General features: G+C 32.6%; 33 protein-coding genes. All 33 read right to left on the reverse strand.

All coding sequences use genetic code 11. The features are described 5' to 3' along the window. Nucleotides 1–8: 8 nt before the first annotated feature. Entirely contained in the window at nt 9–350 is a 342-nt protein-coding gene (rplQ, locus tag ACYUDJ_RS12910) for a 50S ribosomal protein L17 (RefSeq protein ID WP_003482958.1), read from the reverse strand. 43 nt (nt 351–393) lie between these two features. Continuing rightward, entirely contained in the window at nt 394–1,341 is a 948-nt protein-coding gene (locus ACYUDJ_RS12915) for a DNA-directed RNA polymerase subunit alpha (RefSeq protein WP_043032597.1), read from the reverse strand. Nucleotides 1,342–1,408: 67 nt separating this feature from the next. Next, nucleotides 1,409–2,029 (reverse strand): 30S ribosomal protein S4, encoded by a 621-nt coding sequence (gene rpsD / locus ACYUDJ_RS12920; RefSeq protein ID WP_003482956.1) that lies wholly within the window; start codon nt 2,027–2,029, stop codon nt 1,409–1,411. 34 nt (nt 2,030–2,063) lie between these two features. Beyond that, complete coding sequence (rpsK, locus tag ACYUDJ_RS12925) at nt 2,064–2,462, reverse strand: 30S ribosomal protein S11 (RefSeq protein ID WP_003482954.1); 399 nt, start codon at nt 2,460–2,462, stop codon at nt 2,064–2,066. Between the two features lie 17 nt (nt 2,463–2,479). Then, complete coding sequence (gene rpsM, locus ACYUDJ_RS12930) at nt 2,480–2,851, reverse strand: 30S ribosomal protein S13 (protein ID WP_003357564.1); 372 nt, start codon at nt 2,849–2,851, stop codon at nt 2,480–2,482. 107 nt (nt 2,852–2,958) lie between these two features. Further along, complete coding sequence (gene rpmJ, locus ACYUDJ_RS12935; RefSeq protein WP_002509257.1) at nt 2,959–3,072, reverse strand: 50S ribosomal protein L36; 114 nt, start codon at nt 3,070–3,072, stop codon at nt 2,959–2,961. 16 nt (nt 3,073–3,088) lie between these two features. After that, a complete protein-coding gene (gene infA, locus ACYUDJ_RS12940; protein WP_003357316.1) occupies nt 3,089–3,307 on the reverse strand; it encodes a translation initiation factor IF-1 in 219 nt (72 codons plus the stop codon). 7 nt (nt 3,308–3,314) lie between these two features. Further along, nucleotides 3,315–3,596 carry a KOW domain-containing RNA-binding protein gene (locus ACYUDJ_RS12945; protein WP_003494919.1) on the reverse strand — a complete coding sequence of 94 codons (282 nt, stop codon included), beginning with the start codon at nt 3,594–3,596 and terminating at the stop codon, nt 3,315–3,317. Between the two features lie 14 nt (nt 3,597–3,610). Next, complete coding sequence (map, locus tag ACYUDJ_RS12950) at nt 3,611–4,360, reverse strand: type I methionyl aminopeptidase (RefSeq protein WP_003482951.1); 750 nt, start codon at nt 4,358–4,360, stop codon at nt 3,611–3,613. Continuing rightward, nucleotides 4,360–5,010: an adenylate kinase gene (locus tag ACYUDJ_RS12955; protein WP_003482949.1), complete on the reverse strand. Its 651-nt coding sequence runs from the start codon at nt 5,008–5,010 to the stop codon at nt 4,360–4,362. The genes map and ACYUDJ_RS12955 overlap by 1 nt, the downstream gene beginning before the upstream one ends. A 23-nt stretch (nt 5,011–5,033) precedes the next feature. After that, nucleotides 5,034–6,311, reverse strand: coding sequence for a preprotein translocase subunit SecY (gene secY / locus ACYUDJ_RS12960; protein ID WP_003482948.1), 1,278 nt, complete (start codon nt 6,309–6,311; stop codon nt 5,034–5,036). Next, on the reverse strand, nt 6,312–6,752 hold the full coding sequence (gene rplO, locus ACYUDJ_RS12965) for a 50S ribosomal protein L15 (protein WP_012101129.1): 441 nt from the start codon (nt 6,750–6,752) through the stop codon (nt 6,312–6,314). It lies immediately after the preceding gene. Nucleotides 6,753–6,771: 19 nt separating this feature from the next. Continuing rightward, the gene (rpmD, locus tag ACYUDJ_RS12970; RefSeq protein WP_003357637.1) at nt 6,772–6,951 is read right to left on the reverse strand and encodes a 50S ribosomal protein L30; all 180 of its coding nucleotides are present in this window, start codon (nt 6,949–6,951) and stop codon (nt 6,772–6,774) included. Nucleotides 6,952–6,964: 13 nt separating this feature from the next. After that, nucleotides 6,965–7,462 (reverse strand): 30S ribosomal protein S5, encoded by a 498-nt coding sequence (gene rpsE / locus ACYUDJ_RS12975; protein WP_003357254.1) that lies wholly within the window; start codon nt 7,460–7,462, stop codon nt 6,965–6,967. Between the two features lie 17 nt (nt 7,463–7,479). Further along, the gene (gene rplR / locus ACYUDJ_RS12980) at nt 7,480–7,839 is read right to left on the reverse strand and encodes a 50S ribosomal protein L18 (RefSeq protein ID WP_042384078.1); all 360 of its coding nucleotides are present in this window, start codon (nt 7,837–7,839) and stop codon (nt 7,480–7,482) included. Between the two features lie 18 nt (nt 7,840–7,857). Continuing rightward, nucleotides 7,858–8,400 carry a 50S ribosomal protein L6 gene (rplF, locus tag ACYUDJ_RS12985; protein ID WP_043032598.1) on the reverse strand — a complete coding sequence of 181 codons (543 nt, stop codon included), beginning with the start codon at nt 8,398–8,400 and terminating at the stop codon, nt 7,858–7,860. A 23-nt stretch (nt 8,401–8,423) separates the two neighbouring features. Next, nucleotides 8,424–8,822 carry a 30S ribosomal protein S8 gene (gene rpsH / locus ACYUDJ_RS12990; protein WP_003360201.1) on the reverse strand — a complete coding sequence of 133 codons (399 nt, stop codon included), beginning with the start codon at nt 8,820–8,822 and terminating at the stop codon, nt 8,424–8,426. A gap of 29 nt (nt 8,823–8,851) precedes the next feature. Then, nucleotides 8,852–9,037 (reverse strand): type Z 30S ribosomal protein S14, encoded by a 186-nt coding sequence (locus ACYUDJ_RS12995; RefSeq protein WP_003357636.1) that lies wholly within the window; start codon nt 9,035–9,037, stop codon nt 8,852–8,854. Between the two features lie 16 nt (nt 9,038–9,053). Beyond that, nucleotides 9,054–9,596, reverse strand: a complete 543-nt coding sequence (gene rplE, locus ACYUDJ_RS13000; protein ID WP_003357534.1) for a 50S ribosomal protein L5 — start codon at nt 9,594–9,596, stop codon at nt 9,054–9,056. Nucleotides 9,597–9,618: 22 nt separating this feature from the next. Further along, nucleotides 9,619–9,936, reverse strand: a complete 318-nt coding sequence (rplX, locus tag ACYUDJ_RS13005) for a 50S ribosomal protein L24 (protein ID WP_003360199.1) — start codon at nt 9,934–9,936, stop codon at nt 9,619–9,621. 23 nt (nt 9,937–9,959) lie between these two features. Beyond that, a complete protein-coding gene (rplN, locus tag ACYUDJ_RS13010) occupies nt 9,960–10,328 on the reverse strand; it encodes a 50S ribosomal protein L14 (RefSeq protein WP_003357295.1) in 369 nt (122 codons plus the stop codon). A gap of 34 nt (nt 10,329–10,362) precedes the next feature. Continuing rightward, nucleotides 10,363–10,617 (reverse strand): 30S ribosomal protein S17, encoded by a 255-nt coding sequence (rpsQ, locus tag ACYUDJ_RS13015; protein ID WP_003494934.1) that lies wholly within the window; start codon nt 10,615–10,617, stop codon nt 10,363–10,365. A gap of 21 nt (nt 10,618–10,638) precedes the next feature. Next, nucleotides 10,639–10,851, reverse strand: a complete 213-nt coding sequence (rpmC, locus tag ACYUDJ_RS13020) for a 50S ribosomal protein L29 (protein WP_003357691.1) — start codon at nt 10,849–10,851, stop codon at nt 10,639–10,641. Beyond that, nucleotides 10,841–11,284 carry a 50S ribosomal protein L16 gene (gene rplP / locus ACYUDJ_RS13025; RefSeq protein WP_003357619.1) on the reverse strand — a complete coding sequence of 148 codons (444 nt, stop codon included), beginning with the start codon at nt 11,282–11,284 and terminating at the stop codon, nt 10,841–10,843. The genes rpmC and rplP overlap by 11 nt, the downstream gene beginning before the upstream one ends. A 17-nt stretch (nt 11,285–11,301) precedes the next feature. Further along, complete coding sequence (gene rpsC / locus ACYUDJ_RS13030; RefSeq protein WP_003482933.1) at nt 11,302–11,973, reverse strand: 30S ribosomal protein S3; 672 nt, start codon at nt 11,971–11,973, stop codon at nt 11,302–11,304. Between the two features lie 17 nt (nt 11,974–11,990). After that, nucleotides 11,991–12,326 carry a 50S ribosomal protein L22 gene (gene rplV / locus ACYUDJ_RS13035; protein WP_003482930.1) on the reverse strand — a complete coding sequence of 112 codons (336 nt, stop codon included), beginning with the start codon at nt 12,324–12,326 and terminating at the stop codon, nt 11,991–11,993. Between the two features lie 21 nt (nt 12,327–12,347). After that, a complete protein-coding gene (gene rpsS, locus ACYUDJ_RS13040; protein WP_003494941.1) occupies nt 12,348–12,632 on the reverse strand; it encodes a 30S ribosomal protein S19 in 285 nt (94 codons plus the stop codon). 68 nt (nt 12,633–12,700) lie between these two features. Then, entirely contained in the window at nt 12,701–13,534 is an 834-nt protein-coding gene (gene rplB, locus ACYUDJ_RS13045) for a 50S ribosomal protein L2 (RefSeq protein WP_003482926.1), read from the reverse strand. A gap of 54 nt (nt 13,535–13,588) precedes the next feature. Continuing rightward, nucleotides 13,589–13,882 (reverse strand): 50S ribosomal protein L23, encoded by a 294-nt coding sequence (gene rplW, locus ACYUDJ_RS13050; protein WP_003482924.1) that lies wholly within the window; start codon nt 13,880–13,882, stop codon nt 13,589–13,591. Then, nucleotides 13,882–14,502, reverse strand: a complete 621-nt coding sequence (rplD, locus tag ACYUDJ_RS13055) for a 50S ribosomal protein L4 (protein ID WP_003482922.1) — start codon at nt 14,500–14,502, stop codon at nt 13,882–13,884. Before rplD ends, rplW begins: the two co-directional genes overlap by 1 nt. A 24-nt stretch (nt 14,503–14,526) precedes the next feature. After that, nucleotides 14,527–15,156: a 50S ribosomal protein L3 gene (gene rplC / locus ACYUDJ_RS13060; RefSeq protein ID WP_042384070.1), complete on the reverse strand. Its 630-nt coding sequence runs from the start codon at nt 15,154–15,156 to the stop codon at nt 14,527–14,529. Nucleotides 15,157–15,245: 89 nt separating this feature from the next. Next, entirely contained in the window at nt 15,246–15,554 is a 309-nt protein-coding gene (gene rpsJ / locus ACYUDJ_RS13065; RefSeq protein WP_003357250.1) for a 30S ribosomal protein S10, read from the reverse strand. Nucleotides 15,555–15,955: 401 nt separating this feature from the next. Then, a partial coding sequence (locus ACYUDJ_RS13070) for an EF-Tu C-terminal domain-related protein (RefSeq protein ID WP_460289644.1) occupies nt 15,956–16,471 on the reverse strand: 516 nt, incomplete at its 5' end.

Genomic DNA, 16,471 nt, shown 5'->3' on the forward strand with positions numbered 1-16,471 from the left:
CCAAACAATTATACTAATTCTAGTATAACTACTTCAGCTCCGTCGCCTCTTCTTGGGCCAACTTTATATATTCTTGTGTATCCACCATTTCTTTCAGCATACTTAGGAGCTATTTCTTCAAATAGTCTTTGTACTACTGCTTCTTCTGTTACAAAAGAAAGTACTTGTCTTCTTGCATGAAGATCTCCTCTCTTTGCAAGGGTTATCATTTTTTCAGCAATACTTCTAGTTTCTTTAGCTCTAGTTTCTGTAGTTTCTATTTTACCATGCTTTAAAAAACTAGTTACAAGATTTCTAAGCATTGCTTTACGTTGATCAGTTGGACGACCTAATTTACGATATCCTGCCATCTCTCCTATACCTCCTTACCTTAAACTGCCTATATTAACTTTACTAATCTTCACTTTTTCTTAAACCTAATCCTAAAGCTTCTAACTTTTGTTCTACTTCTTCTAAGGACTTTTTACCAAGGTTTCTAACTTTCATCATATCATCCATGCTTCTTTCGCATAGTTCTTGAACTGTATTTATTCCAGCTCTCTTTAAGCAGTTATAACTTCTTACTGAAAGATCTAGCTCTTCAATTGTCATTTCTAGAACCTTTTCTTTCTTATCTTCTTCTTTTTCAACCATGATTTCCATATCATCTGCATGATCAGTTAAAGTCATAAATAACTTAAAGTGCTCTATAAGAATTTTAGCTGATAAACTTACAGCTTCTTCTGGTCTTATAGTTCCATTAGTCCAAACTTCTATAGTCAATTTATCATAGTCTGTTATTTGGCCAACTCTAGTATTTTCAACGGAAAAGTTAACTCTTTTAACAGGTGTATAAATTGAATCCACTGCTATACTTCCTATTGACATATCCTTAGTTTTGTTTTTATTTTGAGTTACATAGCCCCTACCACGATTAACGTTGATTTCCATATACATTTTACCATTTTCGTCAAGGGTTGCTATATGTAAATCTTTGTTTATTACTTCAACATCTCCGTCTGTTTTGATATCAGCTGCTGTAACTTCTTTAGGTCCAACTTCATCTATATATATAGTTTTTGGACCCTCTCCATTCATAGTAAGTGCTAAACATTTGATGTTAAGAATTAATTCTGTAACATCCTCTTTTACACCTTGTACTGTTGAAAACTCATGAAGAACACTATCAATTTTTATATGGTCTGCAGCAACTCCAGGTAATGATGATAAAAGAATTCTTCTCAAAGCATTACCAAGAGTTATTCCATAACCTCTTTCTAATGGTTCAATGACAAATTTACCATAGGAACCATCTTCAGCATTTTCAACACATTCTATTTTTGGCTTTTCTATTTCTAACATTCTTAACCCTCCTCATTTATTAATATTTATACTTTTTGAGGGCAACTGATCTAAATAAAATTATTTATTATTTGCTGTATAACTCAACTATTAATGTTTCGTTAACAGGTACATCTATATCTTCTCTTGCTGGTTGTCTTTCTACTTTTCCTTCAAAGCCTTCAACATTTCCTGATAACCATGCTGGTAATGTTTTTGGATTTTCTGCAAAAGTTTTGAATTTTTCTGTTGCTTTACTCTTATCACATACTGTTATAACATCATTAGCTGAAACTTGGTATGATGGTATATCTACCTTTTTACCATTAATTAAAAAATGTCCATGAGTAACTAATTGTCTAGCTTCTGTTCTTGAGTTGCCATATCCTAATCTAAATACTACATTGTCTAATCTCATTTCTAAAAGTCTTAACAAGTTTTCACCTGTTATTCCTCTTCTTCTATCAGCTTCTTCATAATATCCTCTAAATTGACGTTCTAAGATACCATAAATTCTCTTAGCTTTTTGTTTTTCTCTTAATTGTAATCCATAGTTAGATACTTTTTTTCTACTTTGACCATGTTGTCCTGGTGCGTATCCTCTTCTAGCGAATGCGCATTTATCTGTATAACATCTATCTCCCTTAAGGAATAGTTTTAATCCTTCTCTTCTGCAAAGTCTGCAAGTTGCTCCAGTATATCTAGCCATTAAATTTTACACCTCCTATTACTATATTATATTACTATACTCTTCTTCTCTTTGGTGGTCTACAACCATTATGTGGTATTGGAGTTACATCCTTTATTAAAGTAACTTCTAGACCTGCTGCTTGTAAAGATCTTATAGCAGCTTCTCTTCCTGAGCCCGGTCCTTTTACATAAACTTCTATGCTTTTTAATCCATGTTCCATAGCCGCTTTAGCTGCTGTTTCTGCAGCCATTTGTGCCGCAAATGGTGTGCTTTTTCTTGAACCTCTAAAACCTAATCCACCTGCACTTGCCCAAGACAAAGTATTACCAACACTGTCAGTAATTGTAACTATTGAATTGTTGAAAGTTGATTTTATATGTGCACAACCATGTTCAACATTTTTTCTTTCTTTTTTTCTTCTACTTCTTTTAGCTTTTATTCCTGCTGCCATGCCTTTCCCTCCTTACCTTATTTTTTCTTCTTTCCACCTATAGCTCTCTTTGGACCTTTTCTTGTTCTAGCGTTAGTCTTAGTCTTTTGACCTCTAACTGGAAGGTTTCTTCTATGTCTTATTCCTCTATAAGATCCAATTTCAACTAATCTCTTTATGTTAAGTTTAATTTCTCTTCTTAAGTCACCTTCAACTTTTACATTTTTATTAACGTAATCTCTGATTGCATTAACTTCTTCTTCTGATAAGTCTTTAACTCTTGTATCTGGATTTACTCCAGTAGCTTTTAATATTTCTTGAGAAGTTGGTAAGCCAATTCCGTATATATATGTTAGACCGATTTCTACTCTTTTTTCTTTTGGTAGGTCTATACCTGAAATTCTTGCCATTAAAGTTTACACCTCCTGAATACCTACTTATTAATTTATATTTATATCAAAGTTTTAGGCCAATGGTATATTTTTATACCATAGTCAGCCGCTCCTAAAACCATTTATTAGCCTTGTTTTTGTTTGTGTTTAGGATTTTCACAAATAACCATTACTTTACCTTTTCTTTTTATAACCTTGCATTTTTCGCATATAGGTTTAACTGATGGTCTTACTTTCATCAATAACCCCTCCTTATTATTTGGCTCTCCAGGTTATTCTTCCTCTGGTTAAATCGTATGGAGAAAGTTCTACAGTTACTTTATCACCTGGTAAAATTCTTATGAAATTCATTCTTAATTTTCCTGATATATGTGCAATTATTTTATGACCGCTTTCTAATTCTACTTCAAACATAGCATTAGGTAGAGATTCTAAAACAGTACCTTGCATTTCAATTACATCATCTTTTGACATAAGGTATTCAAACCTCCTTATTAACTTGATGAGACTGTATAAATTTTTTTATTACAGAATTTTTAATGTTGTTACCTGTTGCCTTTAGATTTATTATATCTTCACAAATAATATTGGTAAATATCAAATGTTTATTTTTTTTCTTTTTAGGTTTATCTAAAGTATGAATATCTCCATCACAAATATACACATAATTTTCATCTAGTATATCTATTATAATGAAACTATTATCTTTATCCCTACCTGATTTTGATAAAACTAATCTACCAATCTGGCACTCTTTAGCCAATATATTCACCTCTATTAAATTAAAGTGGTTATTTTAGGTCCATCATTTAGTATAGCCACAGTATTCTCATAATGAGCAGATAAACTACCATCTACAGTAACTACAGTCCATTTATTTGGTTCAACTTTTACATTGAAGTCTCCTATATTAACCATAGGCTCAATAGCTAAACACATTCCTTTTGACAATTTAGGTCCCCTGCCTGGTCTACCAAAGTTAGGTACTTCTGGATCCTCATGCATATTCTTTCCTATGCCATGACCTACATAATCCCTTACAATAGAAAATCCATAACTTTCAACATATTCTTGAATAGCTGCAGATATATCAGTTAATCTATTGCCAACTTTAGCTTTTTCTATACCTTTGAAAAAACTATTTTTTGTAACTTCTATTAACTTAGCAGCTTCTTCTGACACATTTCCTACTGGAAATGTTCTTGCTGCATCACCCTGATATCCATTTAGAACAGCTCCACAATCTATACTAATTATGTCTCCTTCATTTAGAATTCTATCTTTATTTGGTATTCCATGAACTACTTCATTATTCACAGATGCACATATAGAAGCTGGGAAACCATAATATCCTTTAAAAGATGGTTTGGCATTTCTGCCTAATATAATCTCTTCTGCGATTCTATCTAACTCTCCAGTGCTTATTCCTGGCTTTACATATTTTTCTAAAGTGTCTAAGGCTTCAGCAACAACTCTTCCTGCTTTTAACATGTATTCTATTTCAGAATCAGTTTTTATTGTTATCATTATTTATCTCTCCCTAAGATATTTGAAATATTACCAAATACCTCATCAATTGATTCAGTCCCATTAACCTCTGAGATTATACCATTGTCTTTATAATAATTTATAAGCGGATAAGTTTGTTTGCTGTAAACTTCTAATCTTTCTTTTACTGTTGCTTCTGTATCATCTTTTCTTTGAATTAATTCATTATCACATATATCACATTTTCCTTCTATTTTAGGAGGATTAAATCTTATGTGATAACTTGCACCACAAGATGTGCAAACTCTTCTACCAGTCATTCTTTCCAAGATAAATTCTTCAGGCACCTTAATTAATAGTGCCACATCTAAATCCTTATTTATGCCCTTTAAAAATTCATCTAAAGCTTCTGCTTGAGCAACTGTTCTTGGAAAACCATCTAAAAGGAAACCATTATCACAATCATCTTTTGTTAATCTATCTTTAACTATTCCTATAGTTACCTCATCTGGTACTAATTGACCATTATCTATATATCTTTTTGCTTCTATTCCTAAAGGAGTTTTCTCCTTTATGTTTGCCCTAAATATATCACCTGTTGATATATGAGGAATAGAAAATTTTTCACTTATTAATTTTGCTTGAGTTCCTTTACCTGCTCCTGGAGGACCTAACAAAATTACACGCATCCATAATCATCTCCAAAACATTTTTATTTTAAGAAACCTTGATAGTGACGCATAACTAATTGAGATTCCATTTGTCTTATAGTATCTAATGCAAATCCAACCATAATTAGCATACTTGTTCCTCCAAAGGATATACCTTGAAACTTACTATATGTTGCCATAATTATTGGGAATATTGCTATAATAGCTGCAAAAGTTCCACCAATTATAGAGCTCTTTGTTATTACTCTTTCTATATATTCCGCTGTAGGTTCCCCTGGTCTTATTCCTGGTATAAATCCAGATGACTTATGCATATTTTCTGCCATTTCATCAGGTTTAAAAGTTACCACTGTATAAAACCAAGTAAAGAACACTGTTAATACAAAATATAACACAATATAAGCAATACTTTTATCTCTAAAAGGACTGTACTTATTTAAAGTAATAAACTTATAAAAAGCTGATTCTGGCCAAAATTGACCAATAGTAAGTGGAAATTGCATTACTGATATAGCAAATATAATACCTATAACCGCAGAGGAATTAACATTTATTGGTATGTGTGTAGATTGACCCTTATAAATTTTATTTCCTACTGCTCTTCCAGCATATTGGACAGGTATCCTTCTTTCACCTAAATTCATTATTACAACCAATAAGAACAATGCTAAAGCTATTACTATAAACATTATAACTTCCACAAAATTTACTGTTTCAGCCTTTTGAAGTCCTACTATGCTATATATAGTTGATGGAAATCTAGACACTATGTTAACAAATATTATTAGTGATATTCCGTTACCTATACCTTTTTCTGTTATTTTATCACCGAACCACATTAAAAAAGTTGATGCAGTAGTTAATGTTATTATAATTATGAATAAATTTAACTTTGATCCATCTCTAAGTGCTCCAGCACGAGCAATTATCGCATATGTACTGAATGCTTGAATAACACCAAGTATAACTGCACCATACCTAGTATATTGTTGAATTTTTTTTCTTCCCTCTTCTCCTTCTTTTGAAAGACTTTCCAAAGAAGGTAACGCAATTGTAAGTAATTGCATTATGATTGAGGAATTAATATACGGTACAACACCCATAGCAAATATGCTAAATCTACTAAAAGCTCCTCCAGATATTAAATCATAAAACCCAAATAATGATCCATTTTGCGTGAGGTTAGCTAATTTAGATGTATCAATTCCAGGAACTGGGATATAATTTCCCATCCTGAAAATTGCTATCATAAATAAAGTAAAAATTAATCTTTTCCTTAAATCAGGAACTTTCCAAGCATTACGTAGGGTTGATAGCATTTATATCACCTCAACTTTTCCTCCTGCTGCTTCGATCTTTTCAATAGCTGATTTAGAGAACTTTGCTGCTTTAACAGTTAATTTTTTTTCTATATTACCATTTCCTAAAATTTTAACTCCATCTTTAACTTTTTTTACTACTCTTTTTTCAACTAAAAGTTCTGGAGTTACAACTGTTCCATCTTCAAAACAATTTAATCTATCAAGATTTATTGCTGCATATTCTTTAGCAAATATGTTTTTGAAACCTCTTTTTGGAAGTCTTCTATATAAAGGCATTTGACCACCTTCAAAGCCTGGTCTTACTCCACCACCGCTTCTAGAGTTTTGTCCGTTTTGACCTTTTCCGCTTGTTTTGCCTAGTCCAGAGCCTGTTCCTCTACCTACTCTTTTTGATGCTTTATTTGCACCTTCAGCTGCTTTTAATTCGTGAAGTTTCATCTAATTACACCTCCTCTTACTATGCTTCTTCTACTTTTAATAAGTAACTTACCTTTTTTATCATTCCACTTATTTGAGGAGTTTCCTCATGTTCAACTATGTTACCAATCTTTTTTAGTCCAAGAGCATTAACAGTAGCTATTTGATCTTTTTTTCTACCTATTAAGCTCTTAACTAATGTTATTTTAACCTTAGCCACGGCCAGTTACCTCCTAACCTAAAATCTCTTCTACAGTCTTACCTCTAAGTTTAGCTATATCTTCAACTGTTCTTAATCTTGCTAATCCATCTATTGTAGCATTAACCATATTTGTTGGATTATTAGAACCTTTTGATTTAGCTCTAACGTCCTTTAATCCAGCAAGTTCAAGTACGGCTCTAACAGGACCACCTGCTATAACTCCTGTACCTTCTTTAGCTGTCATTATAAGAACTTCTCCCTTACCGAATTTTCCGATTATATCATGTGGTACAGTAGTTCCTACTGTTTTAACTTCAACTATGTTCTTTTTAGCATCTTCTATTGCTTTTCTTATTGCTTCAGGTATTTCTATAGATTTTCCTGTACCAACACCAACGTGTCCTGCTTCGTCTCCAACAACAACTAGTACGCTAAATCTAAAGTTTCTACCACCTTTAACAACCTTAGCAACTCTGTTTATATGAACAACTTTTTCTTTTAAATTTAAAGTGCTAGGATCAATTCTCATTTATTTCCCTCCTTTTTTTAAAAATCAAGACCTGCTTCTCTTGCACCTTCTGCAAGTTCTTTAATTCTTCCGTGATATATGAATCCGCCTCTGTCAAATACAACTTTTTTTAATCCCTTTTCTAACGCTTTCTCAGCTACCATTTTTCCAACTAATTTAGCGCCTTCTTTGTTGCTTCCTAAACCATCGAATCCTTTTTCTGCACTTGAAGCAGCAACTAATGTCTTTCCTTCTACATCATCTATTAATTGAGCATATATATGTTTTTCACTTCTATATACTGATAGTCTTGGACGTTCAGCTGTTCCGAAAATCTTTTTACGAACTCTCATATGACGTCTTTCTCTTGATTGAGATCTATCATTCTTCTTAAACATAGGTTTCACTCCTTTCCGTTATTTCTTACCAGTCTTACCTTCCTTACGTCTTATAACTTCATTTTCGTATTTAATTCCTTTTCCTTTGTAAGGTTCAGGTTTTCTCCATTTTCTTATGTCTGCTGCTACAGCACCTACTAATTCTTTATCTATACCTTTAACTTTTACCTTAGTTCCACCTTCAACTTCAAATTCTACTCCTGAAGCTGCTTCCATTTCAACTGGATGTGAGAATCCAAGGCTAAGTACTAATTTCTTTCCTTGTAATTGCGCTCTATAACCAACACCTATTAATTCTAATGTTTTAACGTATCCTTCATTAACTCCTGTTACCATGTTGTTTATTAAAGCTCTTGTTAAACCATGAAGAGCTCTTACATCTTTATGATCATTGTCTCTAGTTACAACTACTGAATTATCTTCTACAGCTATGTTTATTTTGTTACTCATAGCTTTTACTAACTCTCCCTTTGGTCCCTTTACAGTAACAACGTTATCTGGTGTTACTGTAACAGTTACTCCATTAGGGATAGCTACTGGAAGTTTTCCTACTCTTGACATTTATTGCACCTCCTATTCTCCAATTACCATATGTAGCAAAGTACTTCTCCGCCAACGCCTAATTTTCTTGCTTCTCTATCTGTAACAATTCCTTTAGAAGTAGAAACTACAGCTACTCCTAGTCCGTTTAAAACTTTAGGAGTTTCATCTTTTCTACAATAAACTCTTAAACCTGGTTTTGATATTCTTTTAAGACCAGTTATTATTCTCTCTTTGTTTTGTCCGTATTTCATTGAGATTCTTAGCATATCTACAGAACCATCTCTATATTCTTCTAAATCTCTTATATAACCTTCTGTAAGCATTATATTTGCTATGGCTTTTTTTATGTTAGATGAAGGAACTTCTACTACTTCATGTCTAACTACATTTGCGTTTCTTATACGTGTTAATAAATCTGCTATTGGATCAGACATTACCATTTATTTTGCCTCCTTTCGCTTTTCGAATATTACCAGCTGGCTTTTTTGCATCCAGGTATTTCACCTTTGTAAGCAAGCTCTCTAAAACATATACGACAGATACCGTATTTTTTTAATACCGCATGTGGTCTTCCACAAATTCTGCATCTTGTATAAGCTCTAGTTGAATGTTTTGGTGTTTTATTCCATTTTTCTATTAAAGCTTTACGTGCCATAGATTTCCCTCCTTAATTAACGAGCAAATGGCATTCCAAGGAATCTTAATAGTTCTCTTGCTTCCTCGTCAGTCTTTGCAGTTGTTACAAAAATTATATCCATACCTCTAATTTTATCAATCTTATCAAATTCTATTTCTGGGAATATTAATTGTTCTTTTATTCCTATAGCATAGTTTCCTCTTCCATCAAATGATTTACTTGAAACTCCGCTGAAATCTCTAACTCTAGGTAAAGCCACATTTATTAATTTATCTGCAAATTCATACATGTTTTGTTTTCTTAATGTAACTTTACAACCTAGTGGCATATCTTCTCTTATTTTAAAGTTAGCTACTGATTTTTTAGCTTTAGTTAATATTGGTTTTTGACCAGTTATTTTAGCTAAATCTTCTACTGCCGCTTCAAGAGATTTTTGATTCTCTTTAGCTTCACCAACACCCATATTGATAACTATTTTTTCAAGTTTTGGCACTTCCATTATATTTTTATATCCGAACTTATCCATTAAAGCTGATACTACTTCTTTTTCATACTTTTCTTGTAATCTTGGCATCATCCTTTATACCTCCTTTCAAGAATTAAAATGTTTCTCCGCACTTTTTGCATATTCTTACTTTTGTTCCATCTTCTAAAATCTTATTACTGATTCTAGTAGCTGATTTGCACTTATCACAATATAGCATTACTTTTGAGCTAAATATTGGGGCTTCTTTATGTATTATTCCACCCTGCATATTTTCTCTATTTGGTTTTTGATGTTTAGTTACTACATTTACATCTTTAACTATTACTTTACCTTTTTTAGGTAATACAGATAAAACTTCTCCAATTTTGCCTTTATCTTTACCAGATATAACAACAACTGTATCTTTTTTTCTTACATGTATTTTGCTCATTATTTAGCCACCTCCTTGTATTATTATAAAACTTCAGGTGCTAATGATAGTATTTTATTGAACTCTTTATCTCTTAGCTCCCTTGCAACTGGTCCAAAAATACGAGTTCCTTTTGGGTTTTTATCATCTTTTATTATAACTGCTGCATTTTCATCAAATTTTATGTAAGAACCATCTGCTCTTCTTAATCCTTTAACTGATCTTACTATAACAGCCTTTACAACTTCACCTTTTTTAACAACACCGCCTGGTGTTGCACTTTTAACACTAGCAACTATTACATCTCCGATATTTCCCCATTTTCTGTGGGAACCACCTAAAACTCTTATACACATAATTTCCTTTGCTCCGGAATTATCTGCTACCTTTAATCTTGTTTGTTGCTGAATCATGTAAAATACCCTCCTTTCGGCTTTTTGCTACAAACTATTTAGCTTTTTCTACTACTTCAACAAGTCTCCATCTTTTTTGTTTTGATAATGGTCTTGTTTCCATTATTAATACTTTATCATTTATATTAGCTGTATTATTTTCATCATGAGCTTTAAACTTAGTAGTTCTGTTCATTATTTTACCATATAATGGATGACGAACCTTTGTTTCTACTGCAACTACTATTGTCTTATCCATTTTATTTGAAACTACTCTACCCATTCTTGTCTTTCTATTTGATCTTTCCACAGGATTTACCTCCCTTCAGTTTTACTGTTGATATGCTCTTATCTCTTCTTCTCTTAAGATAGTTTTAATTTGAGCTATTGATTTTTTTACTTCTCTAATTCTCATTGGGTTTTCTAACTGACCTGTAGCTAATTGAAACCTTAAATTGAATAATTCCGCTTTTAGATCATTTAACTTTGATTGTAACTCTTGTGGGCTGCTTTTTCTTAATTCTTGTAATTCTCTAGCCTTCATTTACTTCACCACCCATTTCTTCAAAATCTCTTCTTGTTACAAACTTAGTTTTAACTGGTAGTTTGTGTGAAGCAAGTCTCATAGCTTCTCTTGCAACTGTTTCACTTACACCAGAGATTTCAAATAAAACTCTACCTGGTTTTACAACAGCTACCCAGTATTCTGGTGAACCTTTACCAGAACCCATACGTGTTTCTGCTGGCTTTTCTGTTACAGGCTTATCTGGGAAGATTTTTATCCAAACCTTTCCTCCTCTTTTAACGTATCTGTTGATAGCTATTCTGGCAGCTTCTATTTGGTTGCTTGTAATCCAACCACATTCAGTTGCTTGTATTCCGAAATCACCGTATGCTATGAAGTTACCTCTTGTAGCTTTACCCTTCATTCTGCCACGTTGTACTTTACGACGCTTAACTCTTTTAGGCATTAACATATGTTATTCCTCCTTCCTTATGCGTTAGCTTCTTCCTTTTCATTTATATTCTTTCTAGCTGGAAGAACTTCTCCTTTATACACCCAAACTTTAACACCGATTTTACCATAAGTAGTATTAGCTTCAGCAAATCCATAATCAATATCTGCTCTTAAAGTTTGTAGTGGAATTGTTCCCTCATTATAGTGTTCTGTTCTAGCTATTTCTGCTCCAGCAAGTCTTCCTGAACAAGCTGTTTTTATACCTTTAACACCTGTTCTCATTGCTCTTTGTATAGATTGTTTCATAGCTCTTCTGAAAGCTATTCTTTTTTCTAATTGCTGAGCTATATTTTCAGCTATTAATTGAGCATCTGCTTCAGGTCTTTTTACTTCTACTATATTAATTAAAATATTTTTGTTTGAAACGATTTTTTGAAGTTGGTTTTTTAGTGATTCAATTCCTTGACCACCTTTTCCTATAATCATACCTGGTTTAGCAGTATATATATTTAATTTTATTCTTTTTGCTGCTCTTTCAATTTCTATTCTTGATACACCAGCTGCATAAGAATTTTTTTTAACAAAATTTCTTATTTTGTGGTCTTCTACTAAGTTATCAGCAAAATTTTTCTTATCAGCATACCATTTAGCATCCCATTCTTTAATTACGCCGACTCTTAAGCCGTGTGGATGTACTTTTTGACCCATCGAATTCCCTCCTCTTCTTAAACTCTTTCTTTAACAACTAAAGTTAAATGACTTGTTCTCTTTCTTATTCTAAACGCTCTACCTTGAGCATGTGGTTGATATCTTTTTAATGTTGGTCCTTGACCTACATATGCTTCTGATATATATAAACTATTAACATCTAAATTTAAATTGTTTTCTGCATTTGCAACAGCTGATTTTAAAGCTTTGTAAATTACTTCCGCTGCATCCTTTGGAGTGTATTTTAATATAGCAAATGCTTCATTAACATCTTTACCTCTTACTAAGTCAAGAACAACCCCAATTTTGCTTGGAGACATTCTTACATATCTAACTATAGCCTTAGCTTCCATTCAATTTTACCTCCTTCCAGCTTATCTTAAACGAGATGATTTTTCTGACTTGTCATCATGTCCTCTATATGTTCTAGTAAGAACAAACTCTCCTAACTTATGACCTACCATGTCTTCAGTTATGTAAACAGGGACATGTTTTCTTCCATCATGAACAGCAACAGTATGGCCGATCATTTGTGGGAATATTGTTGAACTTCTTGACCAAGTCTTTAAAACTTTCTTTTCTCCATTTTTGTTCATTTCGTTTATTCTTTTTAAAAGTACCTCTTGAATATATGGTCCTTTTTTAACTGATCTACTCACTATATTTGCCTCCCTTCGCGTAATCATATGATTACAAGATTGAAGAGAATATTAATATTCTCTTCAAACTATTTATCATTTCTTCTCTTAACAATAAATCTATCAGAGTATTTCTTATTCTTTCTTGTTTTGTATCCAAGTGCTGGTTTACCCCATGGAGTACGTGGACTTGGATGTCCGATAGGAGATCTACCTTCACCACCACCGTGTGGATGGTCATTAGGATTCATTACAGAACCTCTTACTGTAGGTCTTACTCCCATATGTCTCTTTCTTCCTGCTTTACCTATGTTAACAATTTCGTTTGTTTGGTTAGATACAACACCTATAGTTGCTCTACATTCAATTCTTATATATCTAACTTCTCCACTAGGTAATCTTACTTGAGAATAGTCTCCTTCTTTAGCCATAAGTTGGGCTGAGTTACCTGCTGATCTAACAAGTTGTGCTCCTTTTCCAGGTGCTAACTCTATATTATGAATAACTGTACCTACTGGTATATTTCTTATAGGTAAGCAGTTACCTACTTTTATATCTGATTCTGGTCCAGATACTACTGTATCTCCAACTTTTAATCCAACTGGTGCAATCATATATCTCTTTTCACCATCAGTATACACTACAAGAGCTATAAATGCTGTTCTATTTGGATCATATTCTATACTAACAACTTTAGCTGGAATATTATCTTTATTTCTCTTAAAATCTATTACTCTATATTTTCTTTTAGCTCCGCCACCAATATGACGAACTGTTATTTTACCATTTGCGTTTCTTCCACCACTTTTCTTTAATGAAACAAGAAGTGATTTTTCTGGTGTACTTGTTGTTATTTCTTCAAAAGTACACATAGTCATTTCTCTTCTTGTAGGGGTGGTAGGTCTAAAACCTTTAACAGCCATTTGTTTCCCTCCTTCTTTAGCTTATCTGGCTCTCGCCAATAACGGCTTTATTGTTTATAGTCCTTCGAAGAATTCAATTGTTTTACTATCTTCTGTTAACTTAACAATAGCTTTTTTATAATCTGATCTTTTTCCTATATGGACACCAACTCTTTTAGTCTTTCCCATAATTCTAGCTGTTTTAACATCGTCAACTTTAACGTCAAATATTGTTTCAATAGCATTTTTAATTTGAGATTTGTTAGCATGTATATCTACTACAAAGGTGTACTTTTTGTCAGCCATTGAAGCCATTGTTTTTTCAGTAATAAGAGGTCTTCTTATTATATCGTAGTTAGTTAGCTTCATTATGCATACACCTCCTCAATTTTGGATACAGCATCCTTAGTTATAACAACTTTATCATACTTTAATACATCATATACGTTAATGTTGTTTACTGGAATAATCTGTACTCCTTCAATGTTTCTTGCTGATTTATAAACATTTTCTTCAGAATTATTTGTTATAATTAAAGTTTTCTTTGCATCAAATGCATTAAGCATTTTAACTACTTCTTTAGTTTTTGGTGTTTCTAATTTTATATCATCAACAACTACCATTAACTTTTCGTTAACTTTTGAAGTTAATGCTGATTTTATAGCAACCTTCTTCATTGATTTAGGGATTGACATTCTGTAGTCTCTTGGCTTTGGCGCAAAAACAATACCACCATGTATCCATTGTGGTGCTCTTATTGAACCTTGTCTTGCTCTACCTGTTCCCTTTTGTCTCCAAGGCTTTATTCCGCCTCCTGAAACTTCAGCTCTTGTTTTAGCTGATTGAGTTCCTTGTCTTTTATTTGCTAGCAATGCTTTTACTACTTGATGCATAGCATATGTATTTACCTCTACACCAAATACGCTATCTGCTAATTGTAAATCTCCAACTTTTTCTCCGTTTTGGTTAAATAAATCTACTTTAGGCATTCTGCATCCTCCTTTCTATTTAAATTAAGCCTTAACTGTATTTCTTATTTGTACTAAACCTTTATTTGGTCCTGGTACTCCGCCTTTTATTAATATTAGATTCTTTTCAGGTATTATTCTAACAACTTCAAGATTTAAAACTGTTGTGTTAACGTTACCCATATGTCCTGGCATTCTCTTGTTTTTAAATGTTCTTGATGGATCTGAAGAAGCACCCATTGAACCAACTGCTCTATGGAATTTTGAACCGTGAGTCATTGGTCCTCTGTGAGCATTCCATCTTCTGATTGTTCCTTGGAATCCCTTACCTTTTGAAACTCCTGATATATCAACTCTTTCTCCAGCTTCAAAAACATCTGCTTTTATTTCTTGACCTACTTCTAAGCTATTTGAATCTTCTAATTTAAATTCTTTTATATGTCTTTTAACTGAAACACCTGCTTTTGCAAAGTGTCCTTTTACTGGTTTGTTTCTTAATTTTTCTCTTATATCACCGAAAGCAACTTGTATTGCTTCATAGCCGTCCTTTTCTACAGTTTTCTTTTGGATAACTGTACATGGACCTGCTTCTATTACAGTAACTGGTATAACTTTACCATTTTCATTAAATATTTGAGTCATACCAAGCTTTTTACCTAATATAGCTTTTTTCATTTCTTTGCACCTCCTCAACATATTAGCGGATCACATCTATTTATGCAATCATAATAGTTAGCAATAGATTTCTCTATTACTTAAATAAATTATAGTTTGATTTCTATATCTACTCCAGCTGGTAAATCTAATCTCATTAATGCATCAACAGTTTTTGGTGATGGACTAATTATATCGATTAGTCTTTTATGAGTTCTTATTTCGAACTGTTCTCTAGCGTCCTTGTATTTATGTGGAGCTCTTAAAATAGTAACAATATCTTTTTCTGTTGGTAGAGGTACTGGACCTGCAACCTTAGCTCCTGTTGTTTTAGCAGTTTCTACGATTTTTAAAGCTGATTGATCTAATAAACTATGATCAAAGGCTTTTAATCTTATTCTTATTTTTTGTTTTGCCATTTAATGTTCCCTCCTTTTCTGGTACGTTTCACTTATTACGCACAACAGCGGAAATATTCTGTAAACTGCTCCGGGTGTTGCATATTTTTTTATGAACACACCATTAGAATTATGATTACTAGAATAACCGTCGCTAGGTTCTAGACCTTAGCTTGCTTAATCAAGAATTTCCCATAAGTGTGGCAACCTCTTGAATCATCGCTGTTATTACATTACAACTTCTATAGTATACACTATTTTTTTTATTTTGACAAGTATTTTTAATTTTAAACTTTTAAAAATAAATTTATAAATTTATTTATAAATTTATATGTATTAAACTTATTTTTATAAACAAAAGGAAAGAGCGTCCTCTTTCCTTTTAGATATTATATATTTATATGTTAGCCTAACTATTTAAATTATTCAGATATTGTTGTAACAACTCCTGAACCTACTGTTCTTCCACCTTCTCTGATAGCGAATCTTAAGTTTTCGTGCATTGCTACTGGTGTAATTAATTCTACTGCCATATCTATATGGTCTCCAGGCATTACCATTTCTACTCCTTCTGGTAAGTTGATTGATCCTGTAACGTCTGTTGTTCTGAAGTAGAATTGTGGTCTGTATCCATTAAAGAATGGTGTATGTCTTCCACCTTCTTCTTTCTTTAATACGTATACTTGACCTACGAATTTTTTGTGTGGTGTTATTGAACCTGGTTTTGCTAATACTTGACCTCTTTGGATGTCGTCTCTTTGAACACCTCTTAATAATGCTCCTATGTTGTCTCCTGCCATTGCTTCATCAAGTATTTTTCTGAACATTTCTATTCCTGTACATACTGTCTTTGATATTTCTTCTTTCATTCCTATTAATTCTACTTCGTCTCCAGTATGTAGAATTCCTCTTTCAACTCTTCCTGTTGCAACTGTTCC

It is taken from the genome of Clostridium sp. CTA-6, from assembly GCF_054768115.1.

Excerpts from the sequence above, each read along its gene's own strand:
- secY (WP_003482948.1), bottom strand. The coding sequence starts at position 6,311 with ATGCTATCAACCCTACGTAATGCTTGGAAAGTTCCTGATTTAAGGAAA.
- rplX (WP_003360199.1), bottom strand. The coding sequence starts at position 9,936 with ATGAGCAAAATACATGTAAGAAAAAAAGATACAGTTGTTGTTATATCT.
- rplN (WP_003357295.1), bottom strand. The coding sequence starts at position 10,328 with ATGATTCAGCAACAAACAAGATTAAAGGTAGCAGATAATTCCGGAGCA.
- ACYUDJ_RS12915 (WP_043032597.1), bottom strand. The coding sequence starts at position 1,341 with ATGTTAGAAATAGAAAAGCCAAAAATAGAATGTGTTGAAAATGCTGAA.
- rpsK (WP_003482954.1), bottom strand. The coding sequence starts at position 2,462 with ATGGCAGCAGGAATAAAAGCTAAAAGAAGTAGAAGAAAAAAAGAAAGA.
- rpsC (WP_003482933.1), bottom strand. The coding sequence starts at position 11,973 with ATGGGTCAAAAAGTACATCCACACGGCTTAAGAGTCGGCGTAATTAAA.
- rplB (WP_003482926.1), bottom strand. The coding sequence starts at position 13,534 with ATGGCTGTTAAAGGTTTTAGACCTACCACCCCTACAAGAAGAGAAATG.
- rplW (WP_003482924.1), bottom strand. The coding sequence starts at position 13,882 with ATGAAGCTAACTAACTACGATATAATAAGAAGACCTCTTATTACTGAA.
- rpsM (WP_003357564.1), bottom strand. The coding sequence starts at position 2,851 with ATGGCAAGAATTTCAGGTATAGACCTACCAAAAGAAAAAAGAGTAGAA.
- rplF (WP_043032598.1), bottom strand. The coding sequence starts at position 8,400 with ATGTCAAGAGTAGGAAAACTTCCAGTAGCTATCCCTAATGGAGTAACT.
- rplV (WP_003482930.1), bottom strand. The coding sequence starts at position 12,326 with ATGGAAGCTAAGGCTATAGTTAGATATGTAAGAATGTCTCCAAGCAAA.
- rplQ (WP_003482958.1), bottom strand. The coding sequence starts at position 350 with ATGGCAGGATATCGTAAATTAGGTCGTCCAACTGATCAACGTAAAGCA.
- rplD (WP_003482922.1), bottom strand. The coding sequence starts at position 14,502 with ATGCCTAAAGTAGATTTATTTAACCAAAACGGAGAAAAAGTTGGAGAT.
- ACYUDJ_RS12995 (WP_003357636.1), bottom strand. The coding sequence starts at position 9,037 with ATGGCACGTAAAGCTTTAATAGAAAAATGGAATAAAACACCAAAACAT.
- rpmJ (WP_002509257.1), bottom strand. The coding sequence starts at position 3,072 with ATGAAAGTAAGACCATCAGTTAAACCTATATGCGAAAAATGCAAGGTT.
- rpsE (WP_003357254.1), bottom strand. The coding sequence starts at position 7,462 with ATGAGAATTGATCCTAGCACTTTAAATTTAAAAGAAAAAGTTGTTCAT.
- rpsJ (WP_003357250.1), bottom strand. The coding sequence starts at position 15,554 with ATGGCAAAACAAAAAATAAGAATAAGATTAAAAGCCTTTGATCATAGT.
- rplO (WP_012101129.1), bottom strand. The coding sequence starts at position 6,752 with ATGAAACTTCACGAATTAAAAGCAGCTGAAGGTGCAAATAAAGCATCA.
- rplE (WP_003357534.1), bottom strand. The coding sequence starts at position 9,596 with ATGATGCCAAGATTACAAGAAAAGTATGAAAAAGAAGTAGTATCAGCT.
- rpsD (WP_003482956.1), bottom strand. The coding sequence starts at position 2,029 with ATGGCTAGATATACTGGAGCAACTTGCAGACTTTGCAGAAGAGAAGGA.
- rplR (WP_042384078.1), bottom strand. The coding sequence starts at position 7,839 with ATGTTTAAGAAGAATGATAGATCTCAATCAAGAGAAAGACGTCATATG.
- ACYUDJ_RS12955 (WP_003482949.1), bottom strand. The coding sequence starts at position 5,010 with ATGCGTGTAATTTTGTTAGGTCCTCCAGGAGCAGGTAAAGGAACTCAA.
- rpmC (WP_003357691.1), bottom strand. The coding sequence starts at position 10,851 with ATGAAGGCTAGAGAATTACAAGAATTAAGAAAAAGCAGCCCACAAGAG.
- rpsH (WP_003360201.1), bottom strand. The coding sequence starts at position 8,822 with ATGGTAATGTCTGATCCAATAGCAGATTTATTAACACGTATAAGAAAC.
- rplP (WP_003357619.1), bottom strand. The coding sequence starts at position 11,284 with ATGTTAATGCCTAAAAGAGTTAAGCGTCGTAAAGTACAACGTGGCAGA.
- map (WP_003482951.1), bottom strand. The coding sequence starts at position 4,360 with ATGATAACAATAAAAACTGATTCTGAAATAGAATACATGTTAAAAGCA.
- rplC (WP_042384070.1), bottom strand. The coding sequence starts at position 15,156 with ATGAAAAAAGCTATATTAGGTAAAAAGCTTGGTATGACTCAAATATTT.
- infA (WP_003357316.1), bottom strand. The coding sequence starts at position 3,307 with ATGTCAAAAGATGATGTAATTGAAATGCAAGGTACTGTTTTAGAATCT.